This window comes from Variovorax glacialis (assembly GCF_051216375.1).
Lineage (GTDB): Bacteria > Pseudomonadota > Gammaproteobacteria > Burkholderiales > Burkholderiaceae_C > Variovorax.
This window is the reverse complement of sequence record NZ_JBPJZT010000001.1, coordinates 187,607-203,450: the sequence shown is the minus strand read 5'-3', so window position 1 is coordinate 203,450 and position 15,844 is coordinate 187,607. Positions and strand designations below refer to the sequence as shown.

The 15,844-nt window shown below is 67.4% G+C and carries 16 protein-coding genes; 14 read left to right on the top strand and 2 right to left on the bottom strand.

Annotated features, from left to right (window positions below):
• Position 1: 1 nt before the first annotated feature.
• Together ACSFBL_RS01000 and ACSFBL_RS00995 are read left to right on the top strand one after the other, a co-directional pair.
• Entirely contained in the window at positions 2–790 is a 789-nt protein-coding gene (locus ACSFBL_RS01000; protein ID WP_435513867.1) for an aspartate/glutamate racemase family protein, read from the top strand.
• Positions 783–1,298, top strand: coding sequence for a V4R domain-containing protein (locus ACSFBL_RS00995; protein ID WP_435513866.1), 516 nt, complete (start codon positions 783–785; stop codon positions 1,296–1,298). Before ACSFBL_RS01000 ends, ACSFBL_RS00995 begins: the two co-directional genes overlap by 8 nt.
• 18 nt (positions 1,299–1,316) lie before the next feature.
• Here ACSFBL_RS00995 and ACSFBL_RS00990 read toward each other — a convergent pair whose 3' ends face one another.
• Together ACSFBL_RS00990 and ACSFBL_RS00985 are read right to left on the bottom strand one after the other, a co-directional pair.
• On the bottom strand, positions 1,317–1,811 hold the full coding sequence (locus tag ACSFBL_RS00990; protein WP_435514510.1) for a cytochrome b: 495 nt from the start codon (positions 1,809–1,811) through the stop codon (positions 1,317–1,319).
• A gap of 50 nt (positions 1,812–1,861) precedes the next feature.
• Positions 1,862–2,920, bottom strand: a complete 1,059-nt coding sequence (locus ACSFBL_RS00985) for a catalase family peroxidase (protein ID WP_435513865.1) — start codon at positions 2,918–2,920, stop codon at positions 1,862–1,864.
• Positions 2,921–3,072: 152 nt separating this feature from the next.
• Here ACSFBL_RS00985 and ACSFBL_RS00980 point away from each other — a divergent pair, with 152 nt between their 5' ends.
• The 12 genes from ACSFBL_RS00980 (at position 3,073) to ACSFBL_RS00925 (ending at position 15,738) form a co-directional block, all read left to right on the top strand.
• Complete coding sequence (locus tag ACSFBL_RS00980) at positions 3,073–3,714, top strand: glutathione S-transferase family protein (RefSeq protein ID WP_435513864.1); 642 nt, start codon at positions 3,073–3,075, stop codon at positions 3,712–3,714.
• A 202-nt stretch (positions 3,715–3,916) separates the two neighbouring features.
• Positions 3,917–5,545, top strand: coding sequence for an FAD-dependent monooxygenase (locus tag ACSFBL_RS00975; RefSeq protein ID WP_435513863.1), 1,629 nt, complete (start codon positions 3,917–3,919; stop codon positions 5,543–5,545).
• A 31-nt stretch (positions 5,546–5,576) separates the two neighbouring features.
• Positions 5,577–6,755, top strand: coding sequence for an ABC transporter substrate-binding protein (locus ACSFBL_RS00970; RefSeq protein ID WP_435513862.1), 1,179 nt, complete (start codon positions 5,577–5,579; stop codon positions 6,753–6,755).
• Positions 6,756–6,759: 4 nt separating this feature from the next.
• A complete protein-coding gene (locus ACSFBL_RS00965; protein ID WP_435513861.1) occupies positions 6,760–7,677 on the top strand; it encodes a branched-chain amino acid ABC transporter permease in 918 nt (305 codons plus the stop codon).
• Positions 7,670–8,743 carry a branched-chain amino acid ABC transporter permease gene (locus tag ACSFBL_RS00960; RefSeq protein ID WP_435513860.1) on the top strand — a complete coding sequence of 358 codons (1,074 nt, stop codon included), beginning with the start codon at positions 7,670–7,672 and terminating at the stop codon, positions 8,741–8,743. Before ACSFBL_RS00965 ends, ACSFBL_RS00960 begins: the two co-directional genes overlap by 8 nt.
• Complete coding sequence (locus ACSFBL_RS00955) at positions 8,740–9,507, top strand: ABC transporter ATP-binding protein (RefSeq protein WP_435513859.1); 768 nt, start codon at positions 8,740–8,742, stop codon at positions 9,505–9,507. The genes ACSFBL_RS00960 and ACSFBL_RS00955 overlap by 4 nt, the downstream gene beginning before the upstream one ends.
• The gene (locus ACSFBL_RS00950; protein WP_435513858.1) at positions 9,504–10,214 is read left to right on the top strand and encodes an ABC transporter ATP-binding protein; all 711 of its coding nucleotides are present in this window, start codon (positions 9,504–9,506) and stop codon (positions 10,212–10,214) included. Before ACSFBL_RS00955 ends, ACSFBL_RS00950 begins: the two co-directional genes overlap by 4 nt.
• A 36-nt stretch (positions 10,215–10,250) precedes the next feature.
• On the top strand, positions 10,251–11,003 hold the full coding sequence (locus ACSFBL_RS00945; RefSeq protein WP_435514509.1) for an SDR family oxidoreductase: 753 nt from the start codon (positions 10,251–10,253) through the stop codon (positions 11,001–11,003).
• Positions 11,000–11,776: an alpha/beta fold hydrolase gene (locus ACSFBL_RS00940; RefSeq protein WP_435513857.1), complete on the top strand. Its 777-nt coding sequence runs from the start codon at positions 11,000–11,002 to the stop codon at positions 11,774–11,776. Before ACSFBL_RS00945 ends, ACSFBL_RS00940 begins: the two co-directional genes overlap by 4 nt.
• A gap of 25 nt (positions 11,777–11,801) precedes the next feature.
• Entirely contained in the window at positions 11,802–13,277 is a 1,476-nt protein-coding gene (locus ACSFBL_RS00935; protein ID WP_435513856.1) for an aldehyde dehydrogenase family protein, read from the top strand.
• 65 nt (positions 13,278–13,342) lie between these two features.
• Positions 13,343–14,836 carry an amidohydrolase family protein gene (locus ACSFBL_RS00930; protein WP_435513855.1) on the top strand — a complete coding sequence of 498 codons (1,494 nt, stop codon included), beginning with the start codon at positions 13,343–13,345 and terminating at the stop codon, positions 14,834–14,836.
• A 23-nt stretch (positions 14,837–14,859) separates the two neighbouring features.
• Entirely contained in the window at positions 14,860–15,738 is an 879-nt protein-coding gene (locus ACSFBL_RS00925; RefSeq protein ID WP_435513854.1) for an alpha/beta hydrolase, read from the top strand.
• Positions 15,739–15,844: the final 106 nt, after the last annotated feature.

The following is a 15,844-nucleotide window of genomic DNA, read 5'->3' as shown; positions in this document are numbered from 1 at the left end:
CATGAACGCATCGAAGACCAGGTTCCGCATCTGGGCGCAGGGCGCCACCGACCAGACGGGCCATCGCACCTATCTCGCAAGCCTGCTGCCCCACATGCAGGCCTGCGTCGACCCGGAGTTCGAGGTGGAGTTCCACACCACCACGCCCTCGGTGACGACGGTCCACGCGCTGTCCGAGTTCCGCTTTTCGCGCGAGGTGATCCGCAACGCGATCCGCGCCGAGCGCGAGGGCTACGACGTGTTCTTCATGAACCACTTCCAGGACGTCGGCCTCTACGAGGCGCGCGCCTCGGTCAACATCCCGGTGCTGGGGCTGGGCGAGACCAGCCTGCTGCATGCCTGCACGCTCGGGCGCAGGCTGGGGCTGCTGGCCATCAATCACGCTTTCATCCCGACGCACACGGACCAGGTCCAGCGCTACGGCCTGCAGCAGCGCGTGGCCGGGATTCGCGCCGTCAACGCCTCGATGGCCGACTGGATGGAGGCTTTCGCCTCCGCCGAGAAGAAGGCGGAACTCGAAGAGGTGTTCGTGCGCGAAGCCCGCCGGTTGATGGACATGGGCGCCGACGTCATCGTGCCCACCGGCGGCATTCCCATGATGCTGTTCGGCGCACCGGGCGCCCACGTGGACGGTGCACCCATCGTCAACGGCGTGACCGTGGTCCTGAAGGCCGCCGAAATGGCCGTGAGGCTCCGCCGCCTGGGTGCCGGGGTCACGAGCCGCGTCGCGCACTCCGGGTTCGCGCTGCCGAACGAAAAGACCCTGGACGAGTTCCTGAACCATGGCTGATGCGGGCGACCCGGTGCCGGCGTTCAAGGACAGGCTCGTCTTCGACGATGCGGCGGGCGAGCTGCGCGATGGACCTCGCCGCTATCTGCTGCTGCGGCCCGATGCCCTGATGACGATGTTTCGCCTGCTGCCGCCGGAGACGCGCGCACTCGCGCTGGGCGCGCTGGAACAGGCGGTGCACGAGCAGGGCTCGGACAGCGCGCGGGCCTATCTGGCGCACGGCGGCGGCGATGTCGACATGCTGCTGGCGATCATCGAGCGCACGTCGCCGCAGCTCGGCTGGGGCACCTGGCGTTTCGAAAAGGACGGAGACCGATTGCGCCTGGAAGTGCACAACAGCCCGTTTGCGCAGTCCTTCGGTCCTTCGGAGCAGCCTGTCTGCCATGCGGTGAAGGGCATGCTGCGCGGTCTGGCGGACCTCTGGCTGGGCCGCCCGGCGCAGAGCAGCGAGCTGCGGTGCGCGGCGCAGCACCACGCGACCTGCACCTTCGAGGCGCGCGCGACTTAGTCGCTCAGCCTTGCGGCGTCAGTCGCGCCCCGGGGTGGAAACGGGGGCCATGGACTCGAACACGCCATCGCGCCTGATCCACGCATGGAACAGCGCGGCCGACAGATGCATCAGGATCAGCACGAAGAAGCACATCGCCAGGAACATGTGCGCGTCCCACAGCATGCTGTGCACCGCGGCGTTGGGCGGCACGATGGCCGGCAGGCGCAAGCCGGCAACCACCACCGGATAGTCGGCAGCCGAGAGCATGCCCCATCCAATCAGCGGCATCGCGATCATCAGCAGGTACAGCAGGACATGCGAGAGCTTCGCGGCAAGCTTCATCGGTGCGGGCATGTCGAGTGGCAATGGGGGTGTGCCGACGCGCCAGCGCACGATGAGCCGCAGGACCGCGAGCACCAGGATGGCGATGCCGAGCGGCTTGTGGATGTCCACCAGCGTCAGGTACACGGGGCGAACCGTCGTGACCATGCCGATGCCGATGAAGAGCATCGCCAGGATGCAGACCGCCATGAGCCAGTGGAGCGCGCGCTGCACCGGCGTGAACCGCTGGAGATCCTGGGTCACGGCTTGGCTCCCGAAGTGGTGCGGGGATAGTCCTTCTCTTCGGCCGTCCGGCGGTTGTACGACACCGAGTACGCGGCCGATCGCGCGGCCGGGAAGGGATCGTCGGAAGTGCGCATGCCCGAGGGCAGCACGACGGGGTCGAAGTTGAGGTCGCGGCAGGGGCCATCGCGTTCCGGCTCGATCTTCTGGACCACGAGCGAGCCGACATCGACCTTGCGGCGGTCGTCAGGCCACACCTTGGTCGGGTCGGCAGTCGGATCCCCGGGATTGGCCACCGCCACCGTCAAGGTCCAGCGCTGGGGCGATCGGGCCACCCTTTCGGTGATGTCCTCGCTCAGGAAATCCGGGCCGCGCTTCTTGAGTTCATCGGGCGGGACGGCCACCGGCGTCGCGGCGGGCACGAACGACCAGCGCACCGTCTGGTCCTGGCCTTGGGCGTTGGTGAACACGAAGCTGTTCAGGCTGTTGAAGCGGTCCTCCGCGTAGGAGGCGGTGAAGGGTGCGCTGCCCGCCCATGCGCCGAACGCTCCGAGGCCGGGATGGGCGGCCGCGAAGGCCTTCATGGCGCCGGGATCCTTCGAGTGCGATGCCATTTGCAGGTCGTAGAAGTCCTGCGGCGTGGCGACCGGGAAGAAGGGCGCATCGATCATGGCGGAACGCCACTCCTGCCCGTCCGGCGACTGGATGCGCAGGCCCAGGCCCCGCACGCGCGAGTTGGCGTCTTCGGTTTTCGGGTCGGCCACCGCCAGATTGAATCGACCGGTCACCGGATAGGCGCCTTTCGAAAAGATCTGTGCCTTCGACAATTCAACGCCCGCGCCGTTGGCCTCGAAGGTGCCGGTGAAGCAGATGCCCTTCGCGTGATTGCGGCGGAAACCCAGCGCTGCGCCGGCGGGTGGCGCCAGGGTGTCCACGATCTTGTCAGGCGTCAGGCGGGCGGGCGAGAACCATCCCCCGGTGTACCCGAAGGCAGCGGCGATCACGACGACGATCGCTGCGATCAGCACGAGGCGCATCACGGTCGATCCGGCGGATGCGGGCTGGCGGTGAATCATCGAATTCCCTCCAACGCGGGGCGCGTGCGCGCAATCTAACAGTTCGCTGCGGGTTTATCCATCGGCAGGGCCAAAGCCGCGGCGGAGCCGTCGCGCTGGCCGCGCACGAAGCGGGTGCGATGATCGAGCATCGCCACCTTCAAGGAAACACCGTGCTGACCGTCCACCATCTCGGCAAGTCGCAATCGGAACGCATCGTGTGGCTTTGCGAAGAGCTCGGCCTGACGTACGAGCTCAAGCACTATGTGCGCGATCCCGTCACGGCGTTGGCACCGCCGGAACTCGTCGCGCTGCACCCGCTCGGCACGGCACCCGTGATCAGCGATGGCGACGTCCTGCTCGCGGAGTCCGGCGCCATCGTGGAATACGTCATCGCGAAGTACGGCCAGGGGCGGCTGACGCTCGGACCGGACCATCCGGACTACGTCGACTACATCTTCTGGTGGCACTACGCCAACGGGAATTTCCAGCCGAGCATGGGGCGCAACATGATCCTGCGGCGGCTGGATCTGCCGATCGACAACCCCATCGCCGCCCGCCTGAAAGGCCGGCTCGTGGGCGCCTTCGCGCTGATCGAGAAGCGCCTCGGCGATGTCCCGTTCCTGGCCGGCGAGAACTTCACCGCCGCGGACATCATGACCTTCTTCTCGCTGACGACGATGCGCTACTTCATGCCCTTCGACCTCACGCCGTATCCGGCCATCCTGGCCTACCTGCAGCGTGTTTCGGGGCGGGAGGCGTACCAGCGCGCCATGCAGAAGGGCGACCCCGGCATGCCGCTTCTGCTTGCCTGATGCCCGGCATCGAACGGGTTGCGGAGGGTCAGCACCCCTAGGGCTGCGAAATTCCCGCGCAGCAAGAACGCCCCGGCGTCGCCGGGACAAGCGCGATGCCAGTGATGCGTTTGCCTGATCAGTGCATCGTTTTTTGCATCTTCTGGATGCACCCTGGCCTCCCTACGATCGCCCCACATTCGAACTGATAGATGGGGACAACGTGAGTGATGCAGTCGACAGGCGAGTCCTGATCGTCGGCGCGGGGCCGACCGGGTTGGCGCTTGCCATCGAGTTGGGGCACCGGTCGATTCCTTGCCTGGTGATCGAGCGCAACGCCCGCGTCGGCTATGCGCCGCGCGCCAAGACCACCAACTTGCGCACCCGCGAGCACCTGCGCCGCTGGGGCATCGCGGACAAGCTGCGTGCGCTGTCGCCGCTGGGTATCGACTACCCCTCCAACGTGCTGTTCGTGACGCGCCTGGCGGGCCACGAGCTGGCGCGCTTCGAGAATGCGCTCTACTGCGCGCCCGGCAAGAACCCCCTGTATTCGGAGCATTCGCAATGGATCCCGCAGTACACGGTGGAAGAGGTGATGCGCGCACATGCGCAGTCGCTGCCGAGCGTCGAGATCCGCTTCAACTGCGAGCTGCTGGGCTTCGAGCAGGACGGCCAGCGCGTGAACTCGCGCATCCGCGATGCCGCCTCGGGCCGCGACTTCATCGTGCGCAGCGACTACATGGTCGGTGCCGACGGCGCCCGCAGCTTCGTGCGCGAGGCCATCGGCGCCAGGATGGAAGGCACCTACGGCCTTTCTCGCAACTACAACGTCGTGTTCCGCGCGCCGGGGCTCGCGCAGGCGCACAGGCACGGGCCGGCCATCATGTACTGGCAGGTCAACGCCGACGTGCCCAGCATCATCGGCCCGATGGACCGGGGCGAAAAATGGTTCTTCATGCCCACGGCCGTGGCGAAGGACGCCAGGTTCGACGTCGGCACGGCACCGGACCTCATCCGGAAGGCCACCGGCATCGACCTGCCCTATGAAGTCCTGAGCTCGGACGAATGGGTGGCCAGCAGCCTGGTCGCCGACCGCTATCGCGACCGCCGCGTGTTTCTCGCTGGCGACGCCTGCCACCTGCACCCGCCGATGGGCGGATACGGCATGAACATGGGCGTGGCCGACGGTGTCGACCTCGGATGGAAGCTGGCGGCCATCGTGCAGGGCTGGGGCGGTGCGTCACTGCTCGACAGCTACGCGGCCGAACGTGCGCCGGTGCATCGCTACGTGATCGGCGAGGCGGTTGCCAACCACGGCACGCTCGGCCATCAGCTCTGGCAGGACGGCCTGGAAGACGACAACGAGGGCGGGGCGGCGTTGCGCGCGGCGGTGGGCGCGCGGGTCGCGGCGGCCAAGCTGCGCGAGTTCAACACGCTCGGCGTGGTGCTCGGCTACCGCTACGAGAACTCCCCCGTGATCGTGAGCGACGGCAGCGAGGCGCCCGCGCCGGACTTCCTCAACTACGTGCCGTCCGCGCGTCCCGGCCACTTGGCGCCGCATGCGTGGCTGCACGACGGCACTTCGCTCTATGACCACTTCGGCCAGGGTTTCACGCTGCTCGACAGCGGGCAGGCGAGTCCGGAGGACATCGAGGCGGCGCGCCGGTCGGCCCAGCTGGCGGGCGTGCCGCTGGAGGTGATCCAGCCGCGCGAGCCCGGATTGCCCGGTCTCTACCTGTCGCGCCTGACGCTGATCCGCCCCGACCAGCACGTGGCCTGGCGCGGCGACACGTGGCCCCAGGACGGCGTGAAGCTGATGCGGCACGTCACGGGCCGGGCCGCGGCGCACTAGTTCAGGAACAAGAAGAAGACCGGAGACGAACATGACGACATACAGGACCGCGGTCATCGCGGCGCTCATGGGCATCGGTGCCCTGGCGTTCACACCCGCACACGCCCAGGCGCCGATCAGGATCGGCTACCTCGGCACCTTTTCCGGCCCCATCGGCAGCATCGGGCAGGACAACTACGACGGCTTCATGCTGGCCATCGAGCGGCGCGGCGGCAAGCTCGGCAACGTGCCCGTTCAGGTGCTCAAGGAGGACGACCAGTTCAAGCCCGACGTCGGCCTGCAGATGGTGCAGAAGTTCATCGAGAAGGAAAAGACGCCCATCATCGTCGGCGTGATCGGCTCGAACGTGATGATGGCGGTGCAGCGGCCCATCACCGAGAAGCAGGTGTTCCTCATCGGCACCAATGCCGGACCGTCGGCCATCGCCGGCGCGCAATGCTCGCCCTACCAGTTCATCGTCTCGTGGCAGAACGACCTCCACGCCGAAGCGGCCGGCAAGTACGCCACCGACAAGGGCTTCAAGCGGATGATGCTGGTCGCGCCGAACTACCAGGCCGGCAAGGATGCGCTGCAGGGCTTCAAGCGCCAGTTCAAGGGCACGGTGGTCGACGAGCTGTCGCCCGGCATGTCGCAGCCGGACTTCTCGGCCGAGATTGCGCAGATCGCGGCCGCCAGGCCCGATGCGGTGTATGCCTTCTTCCCCGGGGCGCTCGCGGTCAACTTCATTCGCCAGTACCAGCAGGCCGGCCTGGGCAAGACCATCCCGCTGCAGACGTCTGCGATGCTGGACTCGACCACGCTGCCGGCCCTGAAGGATGCCGCGCTGGGCCTGAATGCCACGCACTTCTGGGGCCCCGACACCAACAATCCGGTGAACCGCGAGTTCGTCGAGGCCTTCGAGAAGAAGTACAACCGCATTCCGTCACTCTTCGCGGCGGAAGGCTATGACGCGGCACTGCTGCTCGACGTGGCCATCGCGCGCGTCAAGGGCGACGTTGCCGACAAGCCGGCCTTCCAGGCGGCGCTGAAGGCCGGCAGCCCGGAATCGGTGCGCGGCGCGCTGAAGTTCGGCAACAACAACTTCCCGATCAACGACTGGTATGCCTTCGAAGTCGCGAAGGATGCGAAGGACCGCATCAGCCTGAAGACGGTGGCCACGCCCCTGAAGGACCATCAGGACGCCTACCACGCCCAGTGCGCGATGAAGTAGCCAGATGAGTCTGCACCTGCTGCTCACACAGTTGCTCAACGGCTTTCAGCTCGGCGTGCTGCTGTTCCTCCTTTCGTCCGGCCTCACGCTGGTGCTGGGCATCATGCATGTGATCAACCTGGCGCACGGCTCGCTGTTCATGATGGGCGCGTACATCGCGGCGGCCGTCTACGGCTGGAGCGGGTCGTTCGAGCTCGCCGCCGTTGCAGCGGTGGCGGGCAGCATGCTGCTGGGCTTGCTCCTGGAGCGCATCGTGGTGTCGAAGCTGTACGACCGCGATCATCTCTACCAGGTGCTGGCCACCTTCGGCGTGATCCTGTTCTTCAACGAGGTGGCACGCTTCGGCTGGGGGCAGTCGCCGATCTTCATCCCCGTGCCGGAATTCCTGGCGGGCACGGTCGACCTGTTCGGCCTCACGTATCCGGCGTACCGGCTCGCCATCATCGGCGTGGGACTGGCGGTCGGCGCGGCGATGTACTGGGTCGTGCATGCGACGCGCGTCGGCATGCTGATCCGCGCCGGGGCGTCGGACGCGGGCATGGTCGATGCGCTGGGCGTGAACATCCATCGTCTCAACGCGCTGGTGTTTGCAGGGGGTGCCGCGCTCGCGGGTCTGGCGGGGCTGATGGCGGGGCCGATCCTCTCGGTGCAGCCGGGGATGGGCGAGCCGGTGCTGATCCTTGCGCTGGTGGTGCTCGTGACGGGCGGCATCGGCTCGATTCGCGGCGCTTTCTACGGCGCATTGATCGTCGGTGTCGTGGACACCATCGGCCGCGCGTTCCTGCCGGGCCTGATGCGAGAGTTCATGGAGCGCTCGTTTGCGCAAGCCGCCGGCCCGGCGATCGCATCGATGCTGATCTATCTGCTGATGGCGATCGTGCTGGCCGTCAAGCCCGCGGGGCTGTTCCCGAATCATGATTGACACATCCAAGCTTGCCCATTTCGTGTGGCCGCCGACGCCCTCGCCGGAGACCACGCCAGCAAATCGCCGGAACCTGTTCGGTGGTGTCAGCACCGTCTCTGCGCGGCATTGGATCGCAGGGGGGCTCTTGCTGTCGCTGGCATTGGTGCCGGTGCTCTCGCACGTCATCGGGCAGAGCTTCTACGTGACGCTGGTGTCGCGCATGATGATCTTCGCGCTGGCCGCCACGGGTCTCAACCTGATCATGGGCTACGGCGCGATGGTGAGCTTCGGCCATGCGCTGTACGTCGGTGTGGGCGCCTATGCGGTCGGCGTGCTGTCCTTCCATGGCATCGGCAACGGCTGGGCCCATCTGGCCGCGGCACTCGGTGCGGGGGCCCTGCTCGCGACGGTCATCGGGCTGGTGTGCCTGCGCGCGAAGGGTGTCGGCTTCATCATGATCACCCTGGCCTTCGCGCAGATGTTCTACTTTCTCGCGGTCAGCCTGAAGCAGTACGGCGGGGACGACGGCTTCAACCTCGACGCGCGCAGCCAGTTCGGCGCCGTCGACCTCGGCGACAACGTGGTGCTGTACTACGTGATCTTCGCGACGCTGGTGACCGTGCTGTTTGCCTTTCATCGGCTGGTGCATGCGCGATTCGGCATGGTGCTGCGCGGTTGCCGGTCGAACGAGCGGCGCATGCGGGCGCTGGGCTTTCCGACGCTGCAGGTCAAGCTCGCGGCCTATGTCGTCTCCGCGTTGGTGTGCGTGCTGGCCGGCGTGCTGCTCGCCAACATGACGCGCTTCGTCTCGCCCTCGTACATGCAGTGGACGGTGTCGGGCGACCTCGTGGTCATCGTGGTGCTGGGCGGCCTCGGCACGCTGATCGGCCCCGTGGCGGGCGCGGTGCTGTGGCTCTCGCTCGAAGAGGCCTTCTCGTCCTTCCACACCGGCTGGCCGGTGCTCGACGAACTGGTGCGGAACCACTGGCTCGGCATCCTCGGCGTGCTGGCGGTGCTGGTCGCGCTGAAGCTCAAGGACGGTCTGTATGGCGCCATCGCAGCGCGCGGCAGGCATCGGCCATGACGCAGGACGTCAAACCCGTGTTGCAGGTGACAGGCCTGGTCAAGCGCTTCGGCGGCCTGCTCGCCACGGATCACCTCGACCTCGATGTCCGTCCCGGGGAGATCCACGCGGTGATCGGCCCCAATGGCGCCGGCAAGACGACGCTGATCAACCAGCTCTCCGGCGAGCTGCTGCCGAACGAGGGCAGCATCCGACTCGATGGCGAGGACGTGGTGCACGAGCCGGTGCAACGTCGGGTGCATCGGGGCATCTCGCGCAGCTACCAGATCACCTCGGTGTTTCAGGAGTTCACCGCGCTGCAGAACGTGATGCTGGCGGTGCAGGGCGCCAGCGGCGGCAGCTTCTCGTTCTGGAAGCCGGTGACAAGCGATGCGCGCCTGGTCAAACCCGCGCGGGCCTTGCTGGAGCAGGTCGGCCTTGGCCCCCAGGCGGGTACGCCCGTTTCGGAGATGGCGCACGGCGCGCGCCGCCAGCTCGAACTCGCCATGACGATGGCACTGAAGCCCCGGTTGATGCTGCTCGACGAGCCGATGGCCGGCATGAGCCATCAGGAATCGCAGGAGATGGTCCGATTGCTGCGCGGGCTCAAGGGCCGATACGGGATCGTGCTGGTCGAGCACGACATGGACGCCGTGTTTGCGCTGGCCGACCGCATCACGGTGATGGTCTACGGCCGGCCGATCGCCTGCGGCACGGTCGACGAGATCCGCAACGACCCAGAAGTGCGCCGGGCGTATCTGGGCGACCAGGTCGAGGCCCTATGAACGCACTGCTGGAAGTCGAATCCGTCGAGACGCACTACGGGACCAGCCAGGCGCTGTTCGGCCTGAGCTTCGATGTGCGCGAAAGCGAGGTCGTCACGCTGATCGGGCGCAACGGCATGGGCAAGTCGACCGCGGTGAAGACGGTGATGGGCATGCTGGCACCGCGCCACGGGGCCGTGCGCATCGGCGGCGTCGACATCACGGGCGCGCCCGCGCACCGCGTCGCCCGCGCCGGCATCGGTCTCGTGCCCGAAGGCCGCCGGATCTTCCCGAACCTCACGGTGCGCGAGAACCTCGTGGCCACGGCCGACAACCGCCATGCACGCAAGCCCGCGTGGACCCTGCAGCGCGTGTACGAGATGTTCCCGCGTCTCCAGGAGCGCGAGCGCAACCTCGGAAGCAACCTCTCCGGCGGCGAGCAGCAGATGCTCGCCATCGGCCGCGCGTTGATGACGAACCCGACGCTTCTGATCCTCGACGAAGCGACCGAGGGCCTCGCGCCGCTCGTGCGCGGCGAGATCTGGGCGTGCCTCGCGCGACTCAAGGCCGAGGGGCTGTCGCTGATCGTCATCGACAAGAACATCGCGCCATTGCTCCGGCTGGCCGACCGGCACTTCATCGTCGAGAAGGGCCGCGTCGTCTGGCACGGTTCTTCCGATGCGTTGCGCACGAAGCCCGAGCTGCTGCGCGAATACGTAGGGATGTGAATGCCCGAACCCCATGAACCACAGGCGACCGACGACATGAAACTCTCCGGCAACACCATCCTCATCACGGGCGGGGGTAGCGGCATCGGCCGCGCGCTGGCCGAGGCCCTGCACCGACAGGGCAACCAGATCATCATTGCCGACCGGCGCGCCGCGGCATTGAAGGAAGTGACCGAGGCCGCCCCGGGCGTGCACGCCATCGAACTCGACGTATCCCTCGCGGCCAGTATCGGACGCGTCATCCCGAGGCTGATCGCCGACTTCCCGTCGCTCAACGTGGTCATCAATTGCGCCGGCATCATGTTCGGCGACGACGTGGCCGAGCCGATCGACGACGGCCGGCTGACCGACATCGTCGCGGTCAACCTGTTCGGCCCGATGCGCATCAACTCCGCGCTGATCGCGCATCTGAAGCGGCAGAAGGCGGCCACCATCATCAACGTCTCGTCGATGCTGGGCTATGCGCCGCTCGCATCGTCGGCCTTGTATTCGGCCACCAAGGCCGCGCTGCATTCGTACACGCTCTCGCTGCGCTACCGGCTGCAGGGCAGCAAGGTCGCGGTGCTGGAAATTGCGCCGCCTTACGTGCAGACGCAGCTCATGGACGTCAACATGACCGACCCGCGCGCGATGCCGCTCAAGGAGTTCATCGACGAGACCCTGCAGGTGCTCGGCACCGATGCGGTCGAGGTCCTGGTGGAACGCGCCCGCGTGCGCCGCGACGCGCAGCGGGCCGACGAGGTCGGCGTGACGAAGCGCTTCAACGACATGATGAGCGGCGCAGCATGATGCACCTCACCCGCTGGGGCGATTCGGGCCCGAAGGTCGTGATGGTGCACGGCAGTGCGCAAGGCAGCCGCCTGGGCGGCGACACCCACTTCGCCGCGCAGCAGCGCCTGGCGAGCCGTGGCTGGCAAGTCGTGGTGCCGGACCGGCCCGGCCATGGCCGGAGTCCGGACCCTGGTCGGCCGGACGACGCGGAACTCGACGGCGCCCTCGTGGCCGACTTGCTCGGCGACGGCGCGCACCTCGTCGGCCATTCCTTCGGCGGCTGCGTCGCGCTCGCCGCCGCGGCGCAGCGCCCCGAAGCCGTCCGCTCGCTGACCGTGATCGAACCCGCCATGGCCGCGCTCGCGATCGGCAAGCCGGCCGTGCGGCGCTTCGTGTTCGGCATGGTCCACGCGCTGTTCCTGAGCTTCTCGCCGACCACGCGGATCCAGCGCTTCATCAAGCTCGTGAACATCCCGCCCGAATTGCGCGGCGGCTCCGACCCCGAGGAACTCCGGCGCATGGGCATCGCCATCCGCAGGCTCAGGCTGCCGTCGAAGGACACGCTCGCCCGCCAGCTCGAAACGGTCAGGCGGGCCGGAATCCCGCTCCTCGTGATCTCCGGCGGATGGAGTCCGGCATTCGATGCCGTGTGCGACACGGTGGCCGAGCTTGGCGGTGGCTCGCGACTCGACATCGCGTCGCCTCATCACTTTCCGCAACTCGTATCCGACGAGTTCAACCAGAACCTCGCGAAATTCATGGAAGAAGCCGACGCCAGGCGCGCGGCATGACGGTCAACAAAGGACGAAGCAAGCGATGACAGAAACCGCAGCCGGGACGCCCCGCCACTTTCGCCAACTGATCGGAGGGGAGTGGATCGACGCAGAAGGGGGCCGCACCTTCGACGATCTGAACCCCTTCAACGGTGACGTTTTCGCCCGCATCCCGGCGTCCGGCGCCGCGGATGCACAGCGTGCCATCGATGCCGCCGACAAGGCATTCCCCGCATGGGCGGCGATGGGTGCGCGCGCGCGCCAGGCGCTGTTCCTGAAGGCGGCCGACATCCTGGAGCGCCGTGCGGACGAAGTGGTGCTGCTGATGGCGCAGGAGACAGGGGCCGCCGCGCCTTTCGCGCGCTTCCAGATCCAGTGGGCTGTCGGCCTGTTGCGCCAGGCGGCCGGCTATCCGTACCTGCCGGGCGGCGAGATCGTCCAGTCCGACACACCCGGCGTGTTCGCCATGGCACTGCGGAAGCCGCTCGGCGTCATCGGCGGCATCTCGCCGTGGAACGGATCGGTCGCCCTCGGCTTCCGCACCGTCGTCGCGCCGCTCGCGTGCGGCAACACGGTGGTGCTCAAGCCCTCGGAGGACGCCCCGGTGTGTGCCGGCCTGCTGATGGGCGAGATCCTGACCGAGGCCGGATTCCCGCCCGGCGTCCTCAACGTCGTCACCCATGCACCCGGGCAGGTCGGACCGATCGCAGACAAGCTGTTCGAAAGCCGCAAGGTGCGCGCGTACAACTTCACGGGTTCCTCCGCGACCGGCGCGATGCTGGCGGCGCGCGCCGGCCAGCACCTGAAGCGCATTGCCCTCGAACTGGGCGGCTACAACCCGATGATCGTGCTGAAGGATGCGGAGCTCGACTACGCCGTGGACACGGCGATCTTCGCGGCCTTCTTCCATCAGGGCCAGATCTGCATGAACACGCGCAAGGTCCTGGTGGAACGTCCCCTGTTCGACGCCTTCCTGGAACGCTTCGTCGCACGTGCCAAGGCGATCAAGGCGGGCGACCCTGCCAACCCCGCGAACAAGATCGGCCCGCTGATCAACGACCGTGCCGTCGCGAACGTGCGCAAGGGCGTCGAGCAGGCGGTGGCCGCGGGCGCACGCGTGCTGGCCGGCGGCGCGTGTGCGGGTCGTTGCTTCGAGCCGACCGTGCTGGTCGATGTGCCGCCGAACGCGCCGATCTACCGTGAAGAGATCTTCGGCCCGGTCGTGATCGTGGAGCCTTTCGACACCGAGCAGGAGGCCATCGACAAGGCCAACGGCACCGACTTCGGCCTGTCCGCCTCGGTCATGACCGCGGACGTGTGGAAGGGCATCACGCTTGGCGGACAGATCCAGTCGGGCATGGTCAACGTCAACGGCCCCACGATGGGTGGCGAGCCGCAAATCCCGTTCGGCGGCGTGAAGGACAGCGGTTGGGCGCGATTCGGACGGTGGGCCATCGACATGTTCACCGACCTGAACCTGGTGACGGTGAGCCAGAACAAGCGGCAGTACCCGCTGTGATCGCGCCGATGCCATCGCCCCGCAACACCCCTAGGAGACAAGCAGTGCCAGTTCGGAAACATCGTGTGATTCATCGAAGCGCCTTCGCGCCCGCCACCTGGCTCGGCCTGATGCTCATGGCCATGGGCACCCAGGTCGCTGCCGCGCCGCCGGCGAGGGCCGTGGTCGACCAGGGCCTGGTCATCGAAGGTGTGACCGTCGTCGACGTCAAGGACGGCCGCCTTGCACCCGGCATGAGCGTGGTCATCCAGGACGGCAAGATCTCCCGGATCGCGCGTGCTTCCTCGATCGAAGTCCGTGGCAATGCCGTCACGGTCGATGCACGCGGCAAGTTCGTCGTGCCGGGCTACCTCGACATGCACGCCCATCCGCTGAACGCACCCGATCCGCGCCCCACGCTCAAGCTGATGTTGTCCAACGGCGTCACCGGCTATCGCCAAATGTCGGGCTCGCCCGAACTGCTGCAGGCCCGCGCCGCGGGCAAGCTGGACTACCCGCAGGCGCCGGAGCTTCTGGCCTTGCCCGGCACCATCCTGACCGACACGCTCACGCCCACACCCGAAGCGGCCGAAGCCGAAGTGCGCAAGCAGAAGGCCCAAGGGGCCGACTTCATCAAGACGGTAGGTCTGTCGAGCAGGAACTTTTATGCCGCGGGCAAGGAGGCGAAGGCGCAGGGCCTGACCTATTCGGGTCACATGAACATGGACATCGACGTGCGCGAGGGCGCGAAGATCATGCATTCCATCGAGCACCTCGGGCCGCTGGAGGTGATGCTGCTCGGCTGCTCGCGCGACGAGGCGCCCATCCGCGACTTCGTGGCGCACACGCATTCGGAGCCGCCGCAGGTGGGGCCGACCACGCCGGCGATGCAGGCCATGCTTGCCCGCATGATCGCCAACCCGATGATGATGACCAAGCCGCACCAGTTCGAAAGCATGCAGCGCGTCATCGACAGCTTCGACGAAGGCCGGTGCAAGGAGCTGGCCGGCGAACTCGTCAAGGATGGCTCGTGGCAGGTGCCGACGCTGATCCGGCTGCGCACGATGCAGGTCGCGGACGATCCGGCCTACAGGAACGACCTCAACAACCGCTTCATGCCGCCGCCGGTGCGCCAGATGTGGAACGAGCTCGGAACGCAGTTCGCGCAGCGCATCTCGCCCGACAACCGCGAGGTCTACAAGCGCTTTTTCGTGCTGCAACTCAGGTTCACCAAACTGCTGCAGGATGCCGGCGTGCCGATGCTCGCAGGCTCCGACACCGGCGGCTCGCTCTGGGTCGTCCCCGGCTTCTCGCTGCATCAGGATTTCGACCTCTTCGCGCAGGCCGGCCTCACGCCGCTGCAGGTGTTGCAGATCGCCACGCTGAACGGCGCCCGCTTCCTCGGCCGCGAAAGCACGATGGGCACGGTGGAGGCCGGCAAGCACGCCGACCTCGTGCTGCTCGACGCGAACCCCTTGGCGGACGTGGCCAACATGCACAAGATCTCGGGCGTGGTGCGTGCGGGCGACTACTACTCGCCGGCGGCGCTGCGCAGGCTGCAGGCGGACGCGCTGCCATGACACGACAACCAGAAGGAGACACCATGAGTTCCACGCAACACACCGCATCGCTGTTCGGCGGGCTCTCCGGCCGGCATCGGCTGGTGGCGGGGCAGTTGGCCGCGAACACGCCCCTCATCGTCGCGATCCACGGCGGCACGTACACCTCGGCCTACTTCGATGTGCCCGGCGCCTCGCTCATGGCGCAGGCCGCGGCCAACGGCATTCCGATCATCGCGCCGGACCGCCCGGGCTATGTCGACAGCCCCATCCTGCCGGCCGCCGAAGGCACCATCCGCGGCCAGGCCGGCGTGCTTACGAAGGCGCTGAAGGAGGCCTGGGAGCGCTACGGCGGCGGCACGCGCGGCATCGTGCTGGTCGGGCATTCGATCGGCGGCGCCATCGCGGCGACGATCGCCAGCGAGCCGGACGGCCTGCCCCTCATCGGCCTTGCGGTGTCCGGCGTGTGCATGAACACGCCACCCGAACACAAGCCGCTGTGGGAAAGCCTGCCCGACATCCCGATCGTGGAGCTTCCGGCCGAGGCCAAGGCCCAGTTCATGTTCGGCCCCGAAGGCAGCTTCGATCCGGCGATGCCGGGCCTCTCGACGGCCGTGGCTGGCGCCGGCGCGCCGAAGGCCGAGTTGGTCGACATCGTGAGCACATGGAGCCACAACGCGCCCACGACGCTGGGCAGGATCACGGTGCCGGTGCACTACCGGCAGGCCGAGATCGATCGGCTCTGGATCTGCGGGCAGGGCGAGGTCGACAGCTTCGCCAGGGCCTTGTCGAAGTCCCCGCGCGTGGATGCCGCGATGGTGCGCGGCACCGGCCACTGCATGGACTTCCATCACGTCGGCCGAGCGCTGCAACTGCAGCAGCTGGCTTTCGCCTTGCAGTGCGCGGCAGAGGCCGCGCACTGACGGGAACGAGCGCGCGCAGGCGATGCCGGAAGTTGATCAATCCCGTCATTTCTCCATCTCGTTGCCGTGTAAGCGCCGTCATACATTTCGCCGACCGTGACGCTTC

Coding starts and splice junctions, on each gene's coding strand:
- ACSFBL_RS00945 (WP_435514509.1), top strand. CDS start 10,251: ATGAAACTCTCCGGCAACACCATCCTCATCACGGGCGGGGGTAGCGGC.
- ACSFBL_RS00970 (WP_435513862.1), top strand. CDS start 5,577: ATGACGACATACAGGACCGCGGTCATCGCGGCGCTCATGGGCATCGGT.
- ACSFBL_RS00940 (WP_435513857.1), top strand. CDS start 11,000: ATGATGCACCTCACCCGCTGGGGCGATTCGGGCCCGAAGGTCGTGATG.
- ACSFBL_RS00935 (WP_435513856.1), top strand. CDS start 11,802: ATGACAGAAACCGCAGCCGGGACGCCCCGCCACTTTCGCCAACTGATC.
- ACSFBL_RS00960 (WP_435513860.1), top strand. CDS start 7,670: ATGATTGACACATCCAAGCTTGCCCATTTCGTGTGGCCGCCGACGCCC.
- ACSFBL_RS00965 (WP_435513861.1), top strand. CDS start 6,760: ATGAGTCTGCACCTGCTGCTCACACAGTTGCTCAACGGCTTTCAGCTC.
- ACSFBL_RS00955 (WP_435513859.1), top strand. CDS start 8,740: ATGACGCAGGACGTCAAACCCGTGTTGCAGGTGACAGGCCTGGTCAAG.
- ACSFBL_RS00995 (WP_435513866.1), top strand. CDS start 783: ATGGCTGATGCGGGCGACCCGGTGCCGGCGTTCAAGGACAGGCTCGTC.
- ACSFBL_RS00985 (WP_435513865.1), bottom strand. CDS start 2,920: ATGATTCACCGCCAGCCCGCATCCGCCGGATCGACCGTGATGCGCCTC.
- ACSFBL_RS00925 (WP_435513854.1), top strand. CDS start 14,860: ATGAGTTCCACGCAACACACCGCATCGCTGTTCGGCGGGCTCTCCGGC.
- ACSFBL_RS01000 (WP_435513867.1), top strand. CDS start 2: ATGAACGCATCGAAGACCAGGTTCCGCATCTGGGCGCAGGGCGCCACC.
- ACSFBL_RS00990 (WP_435514510.1), bottom strand. CDS start 1,811: ATGGCGGTCTGCATCCTGGCGATGCTCTTCATCGGCATCGGCATGGTC.
- ACSFBL_RS00950 (WP_435513858.1), top strand. CDS start 9,504: ATGAACGCACTGCTGGAAGTCGAATCCGTCGAGACGCACTACGGGACC.